The sequence below is a fragment of the Tateyamaria sp. GN1-10 genome, from assembly GCF_055693845.1.
On the sequence record NZ_JBVFUR010000004.1, the window covers coordinates 420,150 to 439,992 of the forward strand.

20 protein-coding genes are annotated in these 19,843 nt (G+C 59.2%); 6 read left to right on the top strand and 14 right to left on the bottom strand.

The window, feature by feature from the left end; genetic code table 11:
* Positions 1-59 precede the first annotated feature (59 nt).
* On the bottom strand, positions 60-545 hold the full coding sequence (locus ACZ1HN_RS03910; RefSeq protein WP_472726551.1) for a GNAT family N-acetyltransferase: 486 nt from the start codon (positions 543-545) through the stop codon (positions 60-62).
* Positions 542-1,138, bottom strand: coding sequence for an HD domain-containing protein (locus ACZ1HN_RS03915; protein WP_299203402.1), 597 nt, complete (start codon positions 1,136-1,138; stop codon positions 542-544). Before ACZ1HN_RS03915 ends, ACZ1HN_RS03910 begins: the two co-directional genes overlap by 4 nt.
* Positions 1,139-1,314: 176 nt before the next feature.
* Here ACZ1HN_RS03915 and ahcY point away from each other — a divergent pair, with 176 nt between their 5' ends.
* Positions 1,315-2,703, top strand: coding sequence for an adenosylhomocysteinase (ahcY, locus tag ACZ1HN_RS03920; protein ID WP_299700541.1), 1,389 nt, complete (start codon positions 1,315-1,317; stop codon positions 2,701-2,703).
* A gap of 66 nt (positions 2,704-2,769) precedes the next feature.
* Here ahcY and ACZ1HN_RS03925 read toward each other — a convergent pair whose 3' ends face one another.
* The 4 genes from ACZ1HN_RS03925 to ACZ1HN_RS03940 form a co-directional block, all read right to left on the bottom strand.
* Positions 2,770-3,852 carry a polysaccharide biosynthesis/export family protein gene (locus ACZ1HN_RS03925; protein ID WP_299770417.1) on the bottom strand — a complete coding sequence of 361 codons (1,083 nt, stop codon included), beginning with the start codon at positions 3,850-3,852 and terminating at the stop codon, positions 2,770-2,772.
* Positions 3,853-4,022: 170 nt separating this feature from the next.
* Entirely contained in the window at positions 4,023-5,492 is a 1,470-nt protein-coding gene (locus ACZ1HN_RS03930) for a heme biosynthesis HemY N-terminal domain-containing protein (protein WP_472726552.1), read from the bottom strand.
* Between the two features lie 11 nt (positions 5,493-5,503).
* A complete protein-coding gene (locus ACZ1HN_RS03935) occupies positions 5,504-6,736 on the bottom strand; it encodes a COG4223 family protein (RefSeq protein ID WP_472726553.1) in 1,233 nt (410 codons plus the stop codon).
* A 71-nt stretch (positions 6,737-6,807) separates the two neighbouring features.
* Entirely contained in the window at positions 6,808-7,476 is a 669-nt protein-coding gene (locus ACZ1HN_RS03940) for a uroporphyrinogen-III synthase (protein ID WP_472726554.1), read from the bottom strand.
* Positions 7,477-7,562: 86 nt separating this feature from the next.
* Here ACZ1HN_RS03940 and tsaD point away from each other — a divergent pair, with 86 nt between their 5' ends.
* The 5 genes from tsaD to ACZ1HN_RS03965 all read left to right on the top strand — a co-directional run bounded on the left by tsaD (position 7,563) and on the right by ACZ1HN_RS03965 (position 10,758).
* A complete protein-coding gene (tsaD, locus tag ACZ1HN_RS03945; RefSeq protein WP_472726555.1) occupies positions 7,563-8,657 on the top strand; it encodes a tRNA (adenosine(37)-N6)-threonylcarbamoyltransferase complex transferase subunit TsaD in 1,095 nt (364 codons plus the stop codon).
* Positions 8,654-9,601 (top strand): NAD(P)H-dependent glycerol-3-phosphate dehydrogenase, encoded by a 948-nt coding sequence (locus ACZ1HN_RS03950; protein ID WP_472726556.1) that lies wholly within the window; start codon positions 8,654-8,656, stop codon positions 9,599-9,601. The genes tsaD and ACZ1HN_RS03950 overlap by 4 nt, the downstream gene beginning before the upstream one ends.
* Position 9,602: 1 nt before the next feature.
* Complete coding sequence (locus tag ACZ1HN_RS03955; RefSeq protein WP_472726557.1) at positions 9,603-9,878, top strand: YciI family protein; 276 nt, start codon at positions 9,603-9,605, stop codon at positions 9,876-9,878.
* Positions 9,875-10,294 (top strand): EVE domain-containing protein, encoded by a 420-nt coding sequence (locus ACZ1HN_RS03960; protein WP_189367190.1) that lies wholly within the window; start codon positions 9,875-9,877, stop codon positions 10,292-10,294. The genes ACZ1HN_RS03955 and ACZ1HN_RS03960 overlap by 4 nt, the downstream gene beginning before the upstream one ends.
* 65 nt (positions 10,295-10,359) lie before the next feature.
* Positions 10,360-10,758 carry a DUF1761 domain-containing protein gene (locus tag ACZ1HN_RS03965; RefSeq protein ID WP_299746631.1) on the top strand — a complete coding sequence of 133 codons (399 nt, stop codon included), beginning with the start codon at positions 10,360-10,362 and terminating at the stop codon, positions 10,756-10,758.
* A gap of 228 nt (positions 10,759-10,986) precedes the next feature.
* Here the strand turns inward: ACZ1HN_RS03965 and ACZ1HN_RS03970 are convergent, their stop codons facing one another.
* From ACZ1HN_RS03970 to dnaA, 8 genes are all read right to left on the bottom strand, one after another.
* Positions 10,987-11,328: a DUF2853 family protein gene (locus ACZ1HN_RS03970; RefSeq protein WP_299600857.1), complete on the bottom strand. Its 342-nt coding sequence runs from the start codon at positions 11,326-11,328 to the stop codon at positions 10,987-10,989.
* 130 nt (positions 11,329-11,458) lie between these two features.
* The gene (locus ACZ1HN_RS03975) at positions 11,459-12,049 is read right to left on the bottom strand and encodes a hypothetical protein (RefSeq protein WP_299770408.1); all 591 of its coding nucleotides are present in this window, start codon (positions 12,047-12,049) and stop codon (positions 11,459-11,461) included.
* 89 nt (positions 12,050-12,138) lie between these two features.
* A complete protein-coding gene (locus ACZ1HN_RS03980; RefSeq protein ID WP_299600862.1) occupies positions 12,139-12,828 on the bottom strand; it encodes a nitroreductase family protein in 690 nt (229 codons plus the stop codon).
* A 60-nt stretch (positions 12,829-12,888) separates the two neighbouring features.
* Positions 12,889-15,306: a DNA topoisomerase (ATP-hydrolyzing) subunit B gene (gyrB, locus tag ACZ1HN_RS03985; RefSeq protein WP_472726558.1), complete on the bottom strand. Its 2,418-nt coding sequence runs from the start codon at positions 15,304-15,306 to the stop codon at positions 12,889-12,891.
* Between the two features lie 80 nt (positions 15,307-15,386).
* Positions 15,387-16,007: a LysE family translocator gene (locus ACZ1HN_RS03990; protein ID WP_299203440.1), complete on the bottom strand. Its 621-nt coding sequence runs from the start codon at positions 16,005-16,007 to the stop codon at positions 15,387-15,389.
* Positions 16,004-17,104, bottom strand: a complete 1,101-nt coding sequence (recF, locus tag ACZ1HN_RS03995; protein ID WP_472726559.1) for a DNA replication/repair protein RecF — start codon at positions 17,102-17,104, stop codon at positions 16,004-16,006. Before recF ends, ACZ1HN_RS03990 begins: the two co-directional genes overlap by 4 nt.
* A gap of 66 nt (positions 17,105-17,170) precedes the next feature.
* On the bottom strand, positions 17,171-18,289 hold the full coding sequence (dnaN, locus tag ACZ1HN_RS04000) for a DNA polymerase III subunit beta (protein WP_299203446.1): 1,119 nt from the start codon (positions 18,287-18,289) through the stop codon (positions 17,171-17,173).
* 170 nt (positions 18,290-18,459) lie between these two features.
* Complete coding sequence (gene dnaA, locus ACZ1HN_RS04005) at positions 18,460-19,824, bottom strand: chromosomal replication initiator protein DnaA (protein ID WP_299600870.1); 1,365 nt, start codon at positions 19,822-19,824, stop codon at positions 18,460-18,462.
* Between the last annotated feature and the right edge of the window lie 19 nt (positions 19,825-19,843).

Genomic DNA, 19,843 nt, shown 5'->3' on the forward strand with positions numbered 1-19,843 from the left:
ATGTGTGCAGCCCCCGTACACCCCCACCGTAGAGGTGGGGTAACGAAGCGTTAAGAGATTTAGAGGTCGTAGCGCTTGAGAATCTTGTCCACGATATGGCCGTCTGCCATCTCGTACCCATCGATCCGGCCGTAGTCTTGGAACCCGCGGGACTGGTAGTAGATTAGCCCGCCTTCATTGTCGGCGCGGATATTTGCGTTGATCCAGACATAGCCAATGTCTTTGGCCGCCTTGCGCGTCGCGTCGAAGAGTTTTGATCCGATGCCAAGGCCGGTTTGACCCATCTGCACAAAGGTAGCGATTTCGGCGGCTTCCGGTGGGAGGTAGTTGGCGCTTTCGATCCATTGGAAGCCCACGACCTGTTCGGATTCATTTACGGCCACATGCCACGCCCCGCGCCCGTCATTTGCTGCCATCCAATCTGCCAAATCGTCGCCTGAAACTTTGGTTGTCAGGGCCGTCGTTCCGCCCTGTTCGATGATGGCGTTGAGGAGCGCGGCCATGGAAGGCGCATCAAGGGCGATGGCAGGGCGAACATTGATCATAAGCAACTCTCAAGCAGTTCTGTGTGGCGTGTGGTGAACGCGTTTCGGGTGTCCACCGGTGGGCGCAGAACAATTTGTAGCCCATCGATCAGAGTCTGATCCGGTTTGCCAAAAAACTTGCTCGCCTCGGTCTCAGTAAACCCGGCGATCTGGGTGGCCTCCATCCAGGCGCTGATCCTGTCGGCCTTCTTGATCTGTCGTTTGATTGTCTGTGGCACCTTTGCGGGCAGACCGAACCGGATATGCACCGCCGCTTCCAACCGTTCATCAAGCACTTTGTACCCCGGACCAACCGAGGTTTTCACGGGCGAGATCATGTCGCCGATCACGTATTCGGGCGCATCATGCAAAAGTGCGGCCAAGCGCCACTTGGCAGGCGCATTGGGCGATATCCGACCAAAAAGCGTCTCTACCAAAAGGGAATGCTCGGCCACGGAATACGCATAGTCCCCCGCCGTTTGCCCATTCCAACGTGCGACAAAGGCGAGGCCATGGGCGATATCCTCGATCTCGATATCCATGGGGGTTGGGTCCAGCAGGTCCAGCCTGCGGCCCGACAGCATGCGCTGCCAAGCACGGGGTTGTTTGGGCATATCTTTCTCCGGTGTCGTCCCGTCCTAACGCAGGTACAGGCCGTGCGAAAGCTTTGGTCGGTTTGAAAGCTCGACGCGGTTCCATTGTCATATATCGCAACCTTCGAACGCGCGATTGCCCCTGTCGGGGGTGAGTGCTATCTGCGGTCCAACCCTATTTGTGAAGGACAAGACACATGTCGCAGGACTACATTGTTAAAGACATTGCCCTGGCCGAGTTTGGCCGCAAGGAACTGGACATCGCCGAAACGGAAATGCCTGGCCTGATGGCATGCCGCGCTGAGTATGGCGAAAGCAAGCCACTGGCCGGTGCCCGCATCGTTGGATCGCTGCATATGACGATCCAGACCGCTGTTCTGATCGAAACACTGGTTGAACTGGGTGCCGATGTGCGCTGGGCATCCTGCAACATCTTTTCGACGCAGGACCACGCGGCAGCGGCCATTGCGGCGAGCGGGGTTCCGGTCTTTGCGATCAAGGGTCAATCGCTGGAGGAGCATTGGGATTACCTGGACAAGTCGTTCCAGTTCGCTGATGGCCCAAACATGATTCTGGACGATGGCGGCGACGCGACCCTTTACGTCCTGCTGGGTGCACGTGCCGAAGCGGGCGAAGACATCATTCCCGTGCCAACCTCGGAAGAGGAAGAAGTGATCAAGAAGCAGATCGCCAAGCGGATGACGCAAAGCCCTGGCTGGTTCACCAAGATGCGCGATCAGATCAAGGGCGTCTCGGAAGAGACAACAACCGGTGTGAACCGTCTGTACCAGTTGGTGCGTGACGGGCAGTTGCCCTTCCCCGCGATCAACGTGAATGACAGCGTCACCAAGTCGAAATTCGACAACAAATATGGCTGCAAGGAATCGCTGGTCGACGGCATTCGCCGCGCGACGGACACCATGATGGCTGGCAAGACCGCCGTGGTGATGGGTTATGGCGATGTTGGCAAAGGGTCAGCCGCGTCACTGGCTGGTGCCGGTGCCCGCGTGATCGTAACCGAGGTTGACCCGATCTGCGCCTTGCAGGCGGCCATGGACGGTTTCCAGGTCACCACGTTGGAAGATGTTGTGGCGAGCGCCGATATTTTTGTCACCACCACCGGCAACAAGGACGTGATCCGCATCGAGCATATGCGCGAGATGAAGGACATGGCCATCGTCGGCAACATCGGCCACTTCGACAATGAAATTCAGGTGGCGAGCCTGAAGAACCACAAGTGGACCAATATCAAGGAACAGGTGGATATGATCGAGATGCCGAACGGGCATCGCATCATCCTTCTATCCGAAGGTCGTCTGCTGAACCTTGGCAATGCGACGGGCCACCCGTCTTTTGTCATGTCGGCATCCTTCACAAATCAGGTGCTGGCGCAGATCGAACTGTGGACCAAGGGCGACGAGTACAAGAACGATGTCTACATCCTGCCCAAGCATCTGGACGAGAAAGTGGCCCGTCTGCACCTGGATCGGATCGGTGTGAAGCTGACGCAAATGGACCCTGAACAGGCGGCTTATATCGGTGTCGCACCCGAGGGTCCGTTCAAGCCTGAGCACTATCGCTACTAACGAAAAAAGGGCGGGGATTGCCCCGCCCTATCGCTTGCAAAGGGGTCGCGCGATGCGCGGCCCCTTTTAGTTGTTGTCCAGCGCGTTGCCGACGCCGACGATCGATCCAATCAGACCAAACACGGTCCGGATCGAAGTCACGGAGCTTTCGGTTGCCATCACGAGGTCGCCGGGATTCACGTTGAATTTACGTGCGGCAAAGAGTGAGTCCGCCGAGGTGAGGTCAACCGCGAACACCACTTGTGTTTTCTCCGGGCCTGAACCGTCGGTCCGCAGATCCTTGGACGCATAGTCCCGCAGGATCAGCACGCCCCTGGGATTCGCGCGTCCGGCGTCGATGCCGTCGACAAGCGCCAGCGCCTCGATTGCGTTGATGCGTTCCTTGGTGAACGGCACAATGCTTTCGGACCCTGTTGCGCCCAGCGCCACGAAATACCGCTCGTCCTCTTCCACAATGATCTGGTCACCACCACGCAGGATGACATTTGCTGAGGGCCTCTGAAGCAAGTCGTCTACTCGGATTTCATAGGATTTCCCATCGCGGATGACCCGCACCAGCGGATTCTCCAAGTCTGCAGAGATACCGCCGGCTGCCGAGATCAGGCTGAGGATCGAATAGTTGCGATTGGGCAGAGGGTAATTGCCGGGTGCATTGAAGCCACGTACCGCGTCGACCGAGTTGTCCGGACCGGACACGACAGTAAGCTGTACCTGTGGATCGGGGATCACCACACGCAACTTGTCCTCAATCTGGCGGCGGGCCGTGTCGGGGGTCGAACCGGCCACATTCACTTGATCAATATAGGGAACAAAGATCATCCCATCTGGTGAAACGGTGATGCCTGGCAGCTCGACATTCTGCTGAACGTCGCTGGTCAGAAGCGAGTTTTCCTGGTTGTCCCAGACCACGAGGTCAATCGTGTCACCTGCCCGAATGATGTTGGACTTTGGACCGGGGTCGCGGCTGAACCAATGGTAGTGCCCTGCCCAACCGGTTGCGGGCCACTTGGCCAGTTGCGCCACGTTGTCCTGCCCGATGGGCACGACGGAAAACACCGCTTCTTCATTGTTCTGGTTGCGGATAATCTCGCTTTGGACGGCTGCACCGCGGGGCAGTGTACAGGCGGAAACCGCCGCAATAATAAACAAAGACGCTAAGAAGCGAATTGGATGTCGCACAATATGTCCCCCTGGGCCGACTACGGCAGCGTATTCAGAGCACGTTTAGCCGGAAACATCGGCGGAACACAAAAGAATCTCCGCCACGGGCGGTCAATTGCCGAAGGCGTTGCCCAACCACAATAGGCGCACACACCAGATCATGTGTTTTGAGTGGCGGGATTGCCTAAATCCTCTACCTCAATCACATTTTCATCATCCACGACGGTGACTGCATCGTCTGATTTTTTAGCAGGCGCTCCAACCAGAAGCGGCAGCATTTCGGTCCCGCCAGGCAAGCTGAGTTCGGCGTTCGGTGGCCGTTTCCAGGTCAGCGTATCGAAGGCGCTGCAATTGCCACATGTGGGCGCCCATTCGCTGTGGATGTTGTGGCAGTTGTCGCACACCCATTGTGGTCCGCGTGGTGCTGTCAATGCACGTGCAAGCCAGCCCTGTACAACGGCATCGGTCGCCCCCTCGCCCCGCTCGATGGCGGCCATAAGCGTCAGCGATCGCGTGGTTGGATCGCTTTCGGCCAGATCGTCAAGCGCGCGCCGCGCTGCAGGAAAATCCTCCGCCGCGATGTTCAGTTCACTCAGCAGCATGCGCGCCTCGGGGTGATCGGCGTTGGACTTGGTCAGAGCGGCAAACCGTTTCAGGCGCGCTGCTGTGTCCTCGTCTGGCTCAACCTCGGCAAACGCCGCGGCAAGGTCTGGATGTGGCTGGGCATTCCACGCCTTTTTCAGGATACGCGTGGCGTATCGCTTCTGACCTTTTTCGATATACCCACGTGCGGCCATAACGGCTGCCGGGATCAGGTCAGGCGACAGGCGGTTGGCTTCGATTGCCGCTTCGCGCGCTTCTATTGTTTCGTCCTGATCCAGGACTTTCCTGGCTTCGCTCAGGGCCAGCACGGCATCACGTCGCTTGTGCACATCGCGGGGCAAAGATCCGTGTTTCAGCTTGGCGCTTAGGGTTTCGCGTGCGCCTTTCCAATCCTCTTTGTCCGCCTGAAGCTTGAGCAGGATGTCCTGCGTTTCTTCGTGTTTGGGTTTGATGGCAAATGCCTTTTCCGCCAGCTTGAGCGCTGTTTCGGTGTCCCCATCGGCCAGCTTCTGCTTCATGATCCCGCGCACGCCGACAAAGCGGGTCGCGTCGTTTGCTACCAGCTTCCGGTAGGTTTCTTCCGCCTTCTTCCGATCACCCGCCATTTCGGCGGCTTGTGCGGTCAGCAGGCTGGTGAGTTCGGGGCGGTCGAGGTAACGATCCGCTTTTTCCGCCTTGGCCAGCGCTGTGCGGGCTTCGCCCGACGCCAGCGCCATCATGCCCTCGGCCAGTGCATCATAGCCTTTCGCGTATTTGCGCCGTTCGAAATATCGGGACAGGGCGGTGTCATCGCCATTCAGGAAATGCCACGTGGCGATCAGCAGACCCAGCAGCTTTAGCCCGATCCAGACAGCGATCACGAGTGCCACGAGTGCGATGACCGATTGCAGCGGCCCCAGCGTATATTCCTTGCCCGCGACGACGATTTGTATGCCGCCTTCTGTTTCCAGAAGCCATCCGGCGCCAAGCGCGAGGGCGGCAACCGCAACAACAAAAATAATGATTTTTACCAATGACCAGATCATGAAAGGCCCCTTCAGAGTGCCGACAGGCGTTGCGCCAATGCGTTTGCGGCGGTGACCGCCTCGTGACGCTGTTGCGCCTGTTCCAACCAAGGCGCCAGCGCCTCTTGTGCCGCCTCCGGCAGTGTTTCTGCTTCGGCCAGTGCGTCGCTCAAACGGCCATCGCGCACAGCGGCTTCTACGCGCGACAGGACGGCATCCGGGTCTGATCCTTCCGTCGGCAGAATCGACCGAGTACCCAGCTGACGCTCAAAGAACGCGCCCAGTCCGCCACCCTCTTCTTCAGCGCGGGCGGCGGCCAGCGCGTCGCGGGCCGCGTCAGGCGCAGATGCCTGCAAATCTGACAGTGGCTGCACTCCGTCGGCGGCCGCGGCACGCAGAGCGTCGGGAATGTCAGATACCCCTGCCTGCTCAAGATCGCCAAGCGCGGCAGCAAATGGTCCACCATTGTCGACCGCAGCAAGGACCCGATTGATGGCGGCACGCGCCAGTGTCGCGCTTGCAGAGGCTTCGGCGTTTTCACGGGCCAGCCGTGCATCGGCCAGAAGCCTGTCGATTTCATCCTGTTGGGCGGATGCCGTGGCGCGCAGGTCGGACAGGGCGGCGTCGATTGCCTCATCAGGCACGATGGTCGCTGTGCCCGATTGCGACCCAAGGCCGTCGATGCGGTCGGACAAGGCAGTAATTTGCTGTTCCAGCGGTCCAAGGTCCACTGGCGCGTCTGCTTGTGACAGGGTTTCGACCTGAGCCGTCAGCGTTGCAATCTGTTCGGTTGATTGATCAAGGCGGGCAGTCAGGTCTGCGACTGTTCCGTTCAGTTGCTCAACCAGTTCGGGGTCCGCGCCAGCCTGTGTGGCGAGGCCGGGGAAGATTGGTTCGAGGATATCGGACCGGGCCGCGATAAAGCCCGCCAATGCAGCGATGATCCCGGCAAAGATCATGGGCACGACGCTCCGCCGTTCAGGCGCGGGTTGCGGCACCGGGGTTGGTGCAACACTTTCCGGCTCTGGCTCTGGCTCTGGCTCTGGCTCTGGCGAAGCTTCGATTTCGTCGACAGGCTCCGCGCTCACTACTTCCTCATCAACCCGCGCGTCTTCCGTCAGTGCAAGTGCATCGGGTGTTTCGGCAACCTTATCCTGCGCTGCATCCGCCGCGTCCTGCGCAGAGATTTCTACGTCTGGAGTGTCGGGCGCTTCGGCCTTGGGGTCGTCTTGTTGGCCCTTCTCCGGAAATTTGCGTTTGGCCAAGGAATTCCCCTTCCGATTCTTCTGTGCGGTTTCTGCACCGCATCAAACTCTACCCTGCGCCCCCGCGCCCCTCAACCCGCACAGATGGCCTGTCGGATCGCTTCATACATGGCCGTGGCGTCAGGTCGCACCGCAACGCTGTCAACGTGAACAGGTCGAGCCGCGTCAGCCACCGCGCTGCTCAGTGCAACCACACGCATGGATGTGGAGCGCGGCGCTTGGTTGGCAAATTGCATGGCGGTGCGGGGCGAAAAAAGGGGAACAATGGTCAACTCTTCCCGCATAAGCGCCTCATGGGCAGCGGCTGACAATAATTGCGGCACTTGGTCGTACACGATGCAGTCGCGCACCTGCTGTCCTGCGGACCGCAAGCGGGTGACAACGTCCCCATGCGTATGCTGCCCGCGGATGTGCACAAAATGGCGTGTCATGGGGGTGTCGATCAGCGTTGCAACCAGCTCATCCGCCGTCTGACCTGCCATCTGCGCAGACCAGCCATGTTGCTTTGCTCGCTCGGTCGTTGCAGTGCCGATGCAATAGGCCATGCGCCCGGCACCTGCAGGCGCATGAATAACGCCGTTGGAAGACGTGAAGATGGCGGCTTCATCAGCCTCGATTGCCTGACTGTCGGCAACCGGCACAATCGTTAACAGCGGACTAAACAACGGACTGACCTGCGCCTTCAGATCATCGGGCATCTTTGCCATAAACCGCTCGGCTGCTGCGCGCGGTCGGGTCATCAGCAAGGTGACCGGTAGGTGAGATGCATTGTTTGCCACGGCTTATGCTGTTACCCCGCACGCGCCTTTGGTGCAACGGATGGGTCATGACGCAGGTAGCGACAGTTCTGGGAATTGAAAGCAGTTGCGACGACACCGCAGCGGCTGTCGTGCGCGGTGTGCCCGGGAACATGGAGGTGCTGTCATCGGTGGTCTTTGGCCAGGCCGACCTGCATTCCGATTTCGGCGGTGTTGTGCCCGAGATTGCCGCCCGTGCCCATGCCGAGCGCTTGGATATGAGTGTGGCGCAGGCTTTGGAGCAGGCCGGTATCGGGCTGTGCGACATTGATGCCATTGCGGCCACCTGCGGTCCGGGCCTGATCGGTGGCGTGGTCGCAGGCGTGATGACGGCCAAGGGGTTGTCGGCGGCCACGGGCAAACCGCTTTACGGCATCAACCATCTTGCCGGGCACGCACTGACGCCTCGCTTGTCTTCGGGTATCGCCTTTCCTTACCTGATGCTGCTGGTGTCGGGCGGGCATTGCCAGTTCCTGATTGCGCGCGGACCGGATGATTTCAAGCGGTTGGGCGGCACCATTGATGACGCTCCGGGCGAAGCCTTCGACAAGGTGGCGCGATTGATTGGATTGGGCCAACCCGGCGGACCTGCGATTGAAACGATTGCGCAGGATGGGGAGGCCAAGCGCTTTGCCTTTCCTCGGCCTCTGTCCAACAAACCCGGCTGCGATTTGAGCTTTTCCGGTCTCAAGACAGCGGTGTTGCGTGCACGCGATGATATTATCGCGAAACAGGGCGGTTTGACGGTGCGGGATCAGGCGGATTTGGCGGCTTCGTTTCAGGCGGCTGTCACGGACAGTCTGGCGGGAAAGGCCAAGCGCGCGCTTGAGGTTTATCTTGATCTTGCACCGGTCATACCGACCTTCTGTGTGGCGGGCGGGGTAGCGGCAAACATGACCATTCGCACTGTGTTAGAGACTGTTTGTGCCGAGGCAAACGTGGCTTTCGACGCACCGCCCCTGGCGTTGTGCACAGACAATGCAGCGATGATTGCCGCCGCGGGGATTGAACAGATGCGGTTGCGTGCACCGGACGGGATGGACCTTTCGGCGCGTCCGCGTATGCCGCTTGATACCAAGAGTACGGCCATGCTGGGATCGGGCAAGAAAGGGGCCAAGGCATGAGCGTTGCCGTTGTCGGCGCCGGTGCCTTTGGTACGGCACTGGCCGTGGCCCTCGCGCCGCATAAGGCTGTTACGCTGTGGGCAAGAGACGCCGGTCACGCGAGTGATATGCAGGCAAACCGTAGGAATGACCGTCGGTTGCCTGGTGTCGATTTGCCAGACAATATTACGATTTCCTTTAAGTTAGAGACTGCTTTGGCCTGTGACACGCTGTTGTTCGCGGTACCAATGCAAAGCTTGCGCCATCTGATTGAACACCGGGACCTGTCGCATCGCGATGCGGTGGCCTGTTGTAAAGGGATTGAGGTGGCGACTGGCCTTGGACCGTCTGCCATCCTATCCAGCGCACGCAACGCTGCGGTCCTGAGTGGCCCCAGCTTTGCCGTCGATATTGCGCGCGGCTTACCCACTGCGCTGACGCTGGCCTGCGAAAACCCTGAAGCCGCCCGCGCGTTACAAGATGTGTTGGCGACCCCGATGTTGCGCTTGTATCGAACGACGGATGTGACCGGCGTTGAATTGGGTGGAGCACTCAAGAATGTGATCGCCATCGGGTGTGGTGCGGTGATGGGCGCGGGGCTTGGCGATAGCGCGCGGGCGGCGCTTTTGACGCGGGGCTTTGCCGAGATGCAACGCGTGGCGATGGCCCTTGGCGCGCAACCCGAAACCTTGATGGGGCTTAGTGGTTTGGGTGATCTGACACTGACCTGCACCTCGGATAAGTCGCGCAACTACCGTCTGGGGCTTGCCCTTGGCGCGGGAACGGAATTTGATGCGGCGACAACGGTCGAGGGGGCCGCGACCGCCCGCGCATTGCGGCATGTGGCGACCAAACATGCCCTCGATCTGCCGATTTGTGACACCGTGGCGGATCTGGTGGATGGCGTGGTGGACGTGTCCGGTGCCATGACCCGCCTGATGGCCCGCCCTTTGAAGGAGGAATGATATGCTTTTTGCCCTGATGGCCCATGACAAGGAGGGCGCGCTGGACGTGCGGATGGAGAACCGTCCTGCCCATCTTGACTACCTCGACAGCACAGGCGTTGTGAAACAGGCGGGGCCGTTTCTGGATACGGAGGGCAATCCGTGCGGGTCATTAATCGTGTTGGATGTGGCAGATGCGGGCGCAGCGCATGCATGGGCCGACAATGACCCTTATGCCAAGGCGGGCCTGTTTCAGGACGTGCAGATCAAGGCATGGAAACAGGTGATCGGGGCATGAGGTACTGGTTGTTCAAATCCGAACCCTCGACCTGGAGCTGGGATCAACAGGTTGCCAAGGGTGATGAAGGCGAAGAATGGGATGGCGTGCGCAACTACCAGGCGCGCAATTTCATGCGCGAGATGAAGGTAGGCGACCGTGGCTTCTTCTACCACTCGCAGACGGAAAAGGCGGTGGTCGGCATCGTCGAAGTGATCGCTGAAGCGCATCCGGATAGCACCATTGATGACCCGCGGTGGGAATGCGTGGACATCAAGGCGATTGGCCCCGTGCAAACCCCCGTGACGCTCGAAATGGTGAAAGCTGATCCGCGTCTGGCCGAGATGGCGCTGGTCCGTAGTTCGCGCCTGTCTGTGCAACCCGTGACCGATGCAGAATGGGCCGTGGTTTGCGAGATGGCTGGTGTGAGTACCTAAACGCTTTGGAATTTTCCCATCCTCTGGCAGGCTGGAGGCACAAATAGCCGAAAGTGGAGGGAAACATGGGATTTTTGGCAGTTTTGGTGGCGGGTATCGCTGGATTCATGTTTGGCGCAATCTGGTACACGGTGTTGGCCAAACCGTGGATGGCGGCATCTGGTGTGGCGCTGAATGAAGCAGGTGATGCGCCAGCCAATCAGAAAGACCCGCTGCCCTATATCACGAGCATTGTGGGTGCGATTTTGGTCGCAGGAATGATGCGCCACGTGTTTGTGCTGAGCGGGATCGACAGCTTTGGTGAGGGGCTGGTTTCAGGCTTTGGTGTTGGGCTGTTCCTGGTGGCGCCATGGATCGCGACGTTCTACGCCTTTGGCGCGCGGCCCTTTCGGTTGACGCTGATCGACGGCGGATATGCCACATTTGGCTGTACCGTGATCGGTGCCGTCTTGACGCTACTCTAAGAAAAAAGGGTTCTGACCCGGAATGGTCAGAACCCTTCTTCACCCCGGCGGACACTCCCAAGAGCCACCACAAGTAAACTGAATATCGGGTCTGACCTTCTGGTCGGATGTCTCAATAATTAGCAGATCGGATTGGCAATCTCAAATCCATAGTACGTGACATTCGATCCAAAAAAGAAACACCCGCTTAAGGCGGGTGTCCCTTTGATTAATGCCGTGTCCTTGGTGTTAACCGTAGGCGGATTCTTTACCAAAGTGCTTGGTCAGCATGTAGTAGACCACCGCGCGATACTTGTTCCGCTCGGATTTTCCATAAGTCTCAATGACCGAAGCAATTGCCTCGTCCAGCTTGGGACCATCGGCAAGGCCCAGCTTCTTGATCAGGAAGTTGTTCTTCACTGTTTCCAGCTCATCCGGCTGGCTGGCCGCAACGGTGGACGCATCGGCATTATAGATCGATGGGCCGCAGCCAATTGTGACCTTGGTCAGCAGATCCATATCCGGCGTCATGCCACATTTATTCTTCAGATCGTCAGCATATTGCGCGATCAACTCGTCCCTTTTGCCCATATCTTGTCTCCCACCAGTTGGACTTGGTCACCATGTGTGACCTTGGACGGGAGGTTAGTGCAGCAAGGGTGCCAAAACAAAGGAAAAAGTTCATATGTTTTTCCCCGTCAAAAGATCGCCGATCTATGAATCAGTGGCGATTGATCTTGATCTCGGGTTTGCTGGTGGATGGGCCTTCCGAATTGGTGGATCCGTCATCATTTCTGGCGCCGCCCATGTCATCGAAAGAGAAGGTGAACCCTCGTACATAGAATGACCGCGGTTCTGTCATGGATGTGGTGCGTTCGACCCATTCCGGGGAAAAGGCGGTGGCCCATACATTGGGATAGGCATGGACCAGATTGTGCATGCACGTCAAAGCGATCCAGATACCTGCTGTTTTGGCGGCCAGGTGTTCCTTGGCCGTCAGATGCAGGGCGGACCGCAAGACAAAGGCAATTGCGAGGGCCAGCCCCCCGTCCATGATCATTGTCAGGTCGGCATCAGCGTTTGGGTCTGGTGCGCCGTTTGCGTGGAACATCGCGTAGCGGGACAGCACCACGGTAAAGACGCCAACAACCAACGCGCCGACGATGGACCCCGGATAGACAAGGTTGCGCGCCCAATCCGGTACCCGACCACGCGCAGCCTTGGCCGAAGCGCTCTGGCGCGCCTCGTGCTCTGCGTGGGTTTCGTTCAGACGGGCAAGCCGCGCCGCAAATACGTCATGTCCCTGTGCCATGAAAAGCCTCTAGTCAAATCAATAGCTTCTATCCTGACGCGAATTGGCGGCAGAAATGGGGCAGGTTAACGAGAACAAGAATGGCGCGGTCAGCGGACGGACAGGATTTCGTCCAGCGGCTTCTTGATCTTGGCGACGGCAGGCACCGTGGCATCGTCAGATGCATGGCCGACCGCAATGATCATCGTGGCCTTTTCACTGTCTGGTCGGCCCAGCAGATCGCCCAGGAATTTCATCGGGTTTGGTGTGTGGGTCAGCGTCACCAGTCCCGCCGTGTGTAGGGCCGTCAGCAGCATGCCAGTCGCAATGCCGACGCTTTCGGGGACGTAGTAATTCTTATACCGCGTGCCGTCATCGAATGTGCCATAGCGCTGGGCAAAGACCACGATCAGCCAAGGCGCATCCTCAAGGTGCGGCTTATCAGCATTGGTGCCAATGGGTTCCAGTGCCTTGATCCATTCGTCGCTTGCACCACCGTCATAGAACTTGCGCTCTTCTTCTTCTGCCGCTTCGCGGATCTGACGCTTGATAGCGGGATCGCTGATGGCTACGAAATGCCAAGGCTGGTGGTTGGCACCCGAGGGTGCTGTACCCGCTGCTGCCACACAAGCTTCGATCACTTCTTGGGCCACCGGTCGTGTGGAGTAGTCCCGCACCGTGTGACGCTGGGCCATGAAATCACGAAACTCCTCAACGCGGCGCAGCATCTCGGCATCGTCGAATTCTTGCCGGTCGGGCAAGGGAAGTTGGCGGTATTCCAGTTTTTCCTTAGAAAACATATCCTGGCTTTCGGTCGTATCTACAAAGCACGGAGGGCAGCGCCACCGCCGGGCGGGTGTCTAGAAATCCAGATTCTCGACGCTCAGTGCGTTCTTCTGGATGAACTCGCGGCGCGGTTCCACCACATCGCCCATCAGCTTGGTGAACAGATCGTCGGCCTCGGCCATATCGTCGACCTTCACCTGCAACAATGTGCGCGCATCGGGGTCCAGCGTGGTTTCCCACAACTGATCGGGGTTCATCTCGCCCAGACCTTTGTAGCGTTGCAGGGACAGTCCGCGTTCGCCTTCTTCAAGGATGGCATTCAGCAGGTCCATCGGCCCCATGATCGACTGGACGCGGTCCTTGCGGATCAGGGTGGCCGGGGTGCCATAGACATCTTGCAGCCCTTCGGTGAACGACCCGGTCTTGCGCGCCTCACCTGACCGCAGCATCGGGCCGTCAAGCGTGCGGACCTCTTCCACTCCGCGCAGGATACGCGCCAGACGCACGCCCTTGTCCTGCGTGATCCGACCTTGCCAGCCGCGCTCCCATTCAAGCGCGATCAGGTCCAGCCGTTTTGCCACCTTGTCAGCCACACTTTGCAGGTTGGCATCCACCGCACCGGGTACAAACGCGCCCGCGATGGCGGCCTGTTCCAGAATGTGGCGTGGGTAATGGGTCGGGAAGGCTTGCAGCACGCGTTTCAATTGCCGCGCCTCTTCGACCACACGGACAAGGTCCTGACCTACGACTTCCTCGCCATTGCCTTGGCGCAACATGGCCCCGTCGATGCCCTGCTGGACCAGATAATCCTGCATCTCGGCCTCGTCCTTGAGGTACACTTCGGACTTGCCACGCGCGACTTTGTAGAGCGGCGGTTGCGCGATGTAGAGATATCCGCCTTCGATCAGCTCTGGCATCTGACGGTAGAAGAACGTGAGCAGCAGCGTCCGGATATGTGCACCGTCCACGTCAGCATCCGTCATGATTACGATCTTATGGTAGCGCAGTTTGGAGATGTCGAATTCGTCCCGGCCAATGCCGGTGCCCAGCGCCATGACCATGTTGCCGATTTCCTGCGAACTCAGCATCCGGTCGAAACGGGCGCGCTCAACATTCAGGATTTTCCCTTTTAGCGGCAGAATGGCTTGCGTCTTGCGGTCCCGACCCGTCTGGGCCGATCCGCCGGCACTGTCACCCTCGACCAGGAAAACCTCGGTGTTGGCCGGGTTCTTGTCGGAACAATCCTTCAGCTTCGAGCTCAGGAAGTTCATGTCCATCGGGTTCTTGCGGCGGGTCAATTCGCGCGCTTTGCGGGCCGCTTCACGGGCGAGGGCCGCTTCGATGATCTTGCCAACGATGATCCGCGCTTCGTTCGGATTCTCTTCGAACCACTCGGCCAGTTTTTCGTTCACCAGCCCTTCGACCGCCGGACGCACTTCGGACGACACCAGCTTGTCCTTCGTCTGGGACGAGAATTTCGGGTCAGGCACTTTGACGGACAGCACGCAGGTCAGCCCCTCGCGGGCGTCATCGCCGGTGAAGTTCACCTTCTCTTTCTTGGCGATGCCGCTGGACTGCGCATAGTTGTTGATCGTCCGCGTCAGCGCGCCGCGAAAGCCAGCCATATGCGTGCCGCCATCGCGTTGCGGGATGTTGTTGGTGAACGGCAGGACGTTCTCGTGGTAGCTGTCGTTCCACCACATCGCGACTTCGACGCCGATGTCGTCCTTTTCACCGTTAATGAAAATTGGTTCGGGCATGACTGAGGACTTGTGCCGGTCGAGGTATTTGACAAATTCCCTGACGCCGCCCTCGTAGAACAGCTCGGACCGCAGATGTTCGATGGGCCGTTCATCAATCAGAATGATGCGCACGCCTGAGTTCAGGAAGGCGAGTTCGCGCAAGCGCTTTTCCAGCGTGTCGAAGGAATAGTCGAGGTTCGAGAACGTGTCGGTCGATGCAAGGAACCGCACTTCGGTACCTGTGCGCCCACCGGCATCGCCCACCACCTTCAGATGCTCAACCGTGTCACCATGTGCAAAGCGCGCCACATGTTCCTTGCCGTCGCGCCAGATGCGCAGGTCAAGCTCGACCGACAGCGCGTTCACCACTGACACACCAACGCCGTGAAGGCCGCCCGACACCTTGTAGGAGTTGCTGTCAAATTTCCCGCCCGCGTGCAGTTGGGTCATGATGACTTCGGCCGCAGACACGCCCTCTTCTTCGTGAATTCCCACCGGAATCCCACGCCCGTTGTCGCTGACAGACACCGAAGAATCCGCGTGAATCGTGACTGTCACGGCGTCCGCGTGACCTGCCAAAGCCTCGTCAATGCCGTTGTCGACAACCTCGTACACCATGTGGTGCAGACCGCTGCCGTCATCGGTGTCACCGATATACATGCCCGGACGCTTCCGTACCGCTTCCAAGCCTTTGAGAACTTTGATAGAATCCGCGCCGTAGTCTTCGGGGGTTTGCTCGTTATCTGCCATTTATGTGCCCCTTGAGTGGTTGCGCTAAATATACGGTTTTTCAGGGGGGATGTCACGCAAGTGACACAAGATTTTACGTGTCAGGTCAGGGGGATGATCAGGCCTACGCAGATCAGCAAAGCACCTGCGATCAGGTTCATCCGGCGTAACGCATTGGGCGATGATACCATCCGTCGTGCGCGGTCGATGAACAGGGCCATGGCGAGGTTCCCAAGCAATGGCACGATCATTGACAGGACCACGATGGTCACCACGTCCCACGCTGTCAGCCGCGTCAGATCAAAGAACCCCGGCAGCATGCCCATGTAGAACAGAACAGCCTTCGGATTGCCCAGGATCACCGCCAGCCCGGCCAGAAACCCGGCCCACATGCCGGGGCGTGTGAGGCGATTGTCAGTTCCGATGCTCTTGTCCGCTGAGCGTATCACGAGCGCGCCCATCAGCAGAAAAATCCCCGCAGCAACCCACTTCAAGACACCCAGAAAGCCGCCATAGATCGACAAGATCCAGGTGATCCCGAAGATGGCCAGAAGCGACCACAGAACGTCGCCGACCACGACACCCAGCGCCAATGGCCACGCCGCCTGAAATCCACCTGACAAGCTGCGCGCGATCAGTCCAACCCAGACGGGCCCGGGCGTTAGGAACAACACGGCCAGCGCACCTGCATACAAGGCAAGGTCCCACCCGGTCAGCGTCATGGCCTGCTCACCGTGCTGACACCATCCGCTTCGGTCACTTCGACATATTGCGCCCGCTCACCCAGGCTGTCGAAGAGTTCCGTTTCCGTCCCCGTCATCCACGCCTGCGCGCCCAGCGCACAAATCTCGTCATAAAGTGCCGCCCGCCGGTTCGCGTCCAGATGCGCGGCGACCTCGTCCAGCAGCAACAGCGGCGGCGCCCCGAAATCCTGCGCCAGCGCGCGCGCATTGGCCAGGATCAGCGACACCAGCAATGCCTTCTGTTCGCCGGTCGAACAGTCCTTGGCGGGCACGTCCTTGGTTGCATAGACGCCGTACAAGTCCGCACGATGTGTCCCCAGCAACGTACGCCCGGCAGCCAGATCACGGTTGCGTCCATCTGCTAAAGCGGTGCGCATATCTTCGACGGTTTCAGGCATCCCCAATTCACCCGGTTGCAAGGTCAAATCCGCCGCAGGAAATGCTGTCTGTGCACCGCGTTGTGCGTCTGCCAGCGCATCCAGCGCGCGCAATCGGTTGGCATGAATGGCGGTGCTCGTTTCAGCCATGCGCTGTTCCAGTGCCGCATACCAATGCGGGTCGCGCACCATGTCTTTGAGCAGGCGATTCCGCTCGCGCATGGCCTTTTCGTACTCCAACGACACCTGCGCATGATCGGGGGTGAAAGACAGGGTCATCCGATCCAGAAACCGCCGTCGCCCCTCAGCCCCTTCGATCCAAAGGCGATCCATGGAGGGGATCAGCCACAGCACGCGCGCAATCCGGCCCAAAGCGGTCTGAGGTGCCGTTTTGCCATCAATCTTCACCTGCCGTGCGGCCCCACCTTCGGACCACGTCTCGACCTCATGCACCTGCTGCAAGGAATGCAGAACACCGGACAGCTTCCAGCCAAGGGCCTCGGGCCGCCGGGTCATATCCTCTGCCGAAGATCGACGCAGGCCCCGACCCGGTGAAAACAGGGATACAGCCTCAAGAATATTGGTCTTGCCCGCCCCATTCGGCCCAAAAATCGCCACAGGACGTGCATCCAACTCCAGCCGCGCCAGCTTGTGCGAGCGGAAATGCGACAGGGTCAAAGCAGAAAGGGACAGCGTCATGACTGTCCCTCGTTTCTTCTGACTGAAAATACCACCGCCGGAGGCAAGATTTTTCGCCGAAAGATCTTAGACACGCATCGGCATGACGACGTAAACCGCCGACTGGTCCGTGCCTTCGCGCATCAGGGTCGGATCGCCCGAGGAGTTGAACATGAACACCGCATTCTCGCGATCTACCTGGGATGCAATCTCAAGCAAGTACTTCGCGTTGAACCCGATCTCGAGCCGCTCGTCCCCATAGGCCACGGCCAACTCTTCCTCGGCGGCCCCGCTGTCAGGCGCATTCACGGACAGAACCAGCCGGTCCTCATCCAGTTGCAGCTTCACCGCACGCGAGCGTTCGGATGACACGGTTGCCACACGGTCCACAGCCTTGGCAAAATCCGAGGCATCCACTTCCATCTTGCGGGTGTTGCCCACGGGAATGACGCGCGTGTAGTCGGGGAAGGTGCCGTCGATCACCTTCGATGTCAGCGTGATGTCGGGAGTGGCAAAGCGTACTTTGGTTTCCGACACCGACACGGCGATTTTCATGTCATCATCGTCCAGCAGCTTGCGCAGCTCACCCACGGTCTTGCGCGGGACGATCACGCCGGGCATGTCAGCTGCCCCGTCAGGCAATTCGCTGTCAATGCGGGCCAGACGGTGGCCGTCAGTGGCCACGCAGCGCAGGGCTTTGCCGTCATCGCCATCCGCGATGTGCATGTAGACCCCGTTTAGGTAGTACCGCGTCTCTTCGGTCGAGATTGCAAATTTCGATTTGTCGAACAGGCGGCGCAGCTTTGGCGCGTCGACCGAGAAGTTCGAGGCGTATTCAGACGACGCCATGACCGGAAAATCTTCCTTGGGCAGGGTCGCGAGGGAAAAGTTCGAGCGTCCGGCTTCGACCGTCAAGCGGCCAGCGGCGGTATCAGCAGACAAGGTGACAAGCGCCCCATCGGGCAATTTACGCACGATCTCGTGCAGGGTCGTCGCCGCCACGGTCGTGGCCCCGGCGCGTTCCACTTGGGCGGGGGCCTTGTCGACCACCTCGATATCCAGATCGGTCGCGCGGAACGTCACATCAGACCCTTCGGCTTCGATCAGCACGTTGGCAAGGATCGGAATGGTGTTGCGACGCTCAACCACGGATTGGGCCTGGCTCACCGCTTTCAGCAGCACACCGCGTTCGACACTGATCTTCATGGTCCGTCTCCCCACCTTGGCACCGGGACGGGCAGACTAGCCCAACCGTTGCACTTCACAAGCACTTTATTGCTTGTCGGGTGCCTGCGCGGCGGCGTCAAGGCACGGCGCCCGCGAAAACGAAAAAGGGCGCCCCCAAAAGGACGCCCTGTGATTCAAATGCGGCAGCTTTACGCTTCGAGCGACCGGCGCAGCAGCTCCAAATCCTCGGCAATCTGACCATCCGACTGCTTCAGCTCTTCGATACGGCGCACACCATGCATGACAGTGGTGTGGTCGCGTCCGCCGAAACGGCGGCCAATCTCGGGCAGGCTGCGGGATGTCATGTGCTTGGCCAGATACATCGCCACCTGACGTGGGCGGGCATAGGCGCGCAGACGCTTGGGGCCAATCATGTCGGACAGACGGATGTTGTAGTGTTCGGACACCTTGCGCTGGATTTCCTCGACCGTGATCTTGCGCTCGGATGCGCGCAGCACGTCCGCCAGACAATCCTGCGTCAGATCCATATCGATCTTGCGCCCGACAAGGGATGCAAAGGCAAACAAACGCGTCAGTGCACCTTCGAGAACGCGCACGTTGGTCGAGATGCGGTGAGCGAGGAACTCCAGCACACCATCCTCGACCTTGAGGTCCGGATAGGTGGCCATCTGCTGTTCGACCTTCGACTGCAGGATGCCAAGACGCAGTTCGTAGTCGGTCGGGTGCAGGTCAACGACCAGCCCGCATTGCAGGCGGGACTTCACGCGCTCTTCCAGGTCCTTGATCTCACCCGGGGCGCGGTCAGCGCTGATGATGATCTGCTTGTTCTGGTCTACCAGTGCATTGAAGGTGTGAAAGAATTCTTCCTGCGTACTGTCCTTGCCCGCGATGAATTGGACATCGTCCACCATCAGCACGTCGACAGAGCGGAACATTTCCTTGAAGTCCATCATCTTGCGATCGCGCAATGCTTGCACGAAACGGTACATGAATTGTTCGGCGGAAAGGTACAGGACATTCAGGTCGGGACGGCGGGTTTGAAGCTCCCACGCGATGGCGTGCATGAGGTGCGTTTTACCCAAACCGACGCCGCCGTACAGAAACAGCGGGTTGAAGGTAACGGGGCCACCCTCGGCGACGCGCTTGGCTGCGGCATGGGCCAGCTCGTTGGGCTTGCCGACGACGAAGCTGTCAAAGGTAAAGCGTTTGTCCAGCGGTGCAGCGGACAGGGCCGCGCGGGTCGATTTCCCAGCGGTGGTCATAGCGGGTTCGGTCATCGGTGCATCCACGGCTGATGGGCGGCTTTGGGAATTGGCGGCGACTGCAAAGCTCAGGCGGCGAATGCTGTCATCCTCGGACTTCAACTCGTGCAGGATAAGATCAGAGAAATTCTGGCTCACGTAGTTCCCCATGAAGTTCGTGGGAACGTCGAACGTCGCAATACCGTCTTGCAGTCCTCGAAACTGCAGCGGCTCGATCCATGTCTTGTAGTTGTTTTGGCCTACCGTCTTGAGCAGCCGTTGTCTCAGCTGTCCCCATTTTTCTTGTGTCATACGCTACCAACCATCCCTT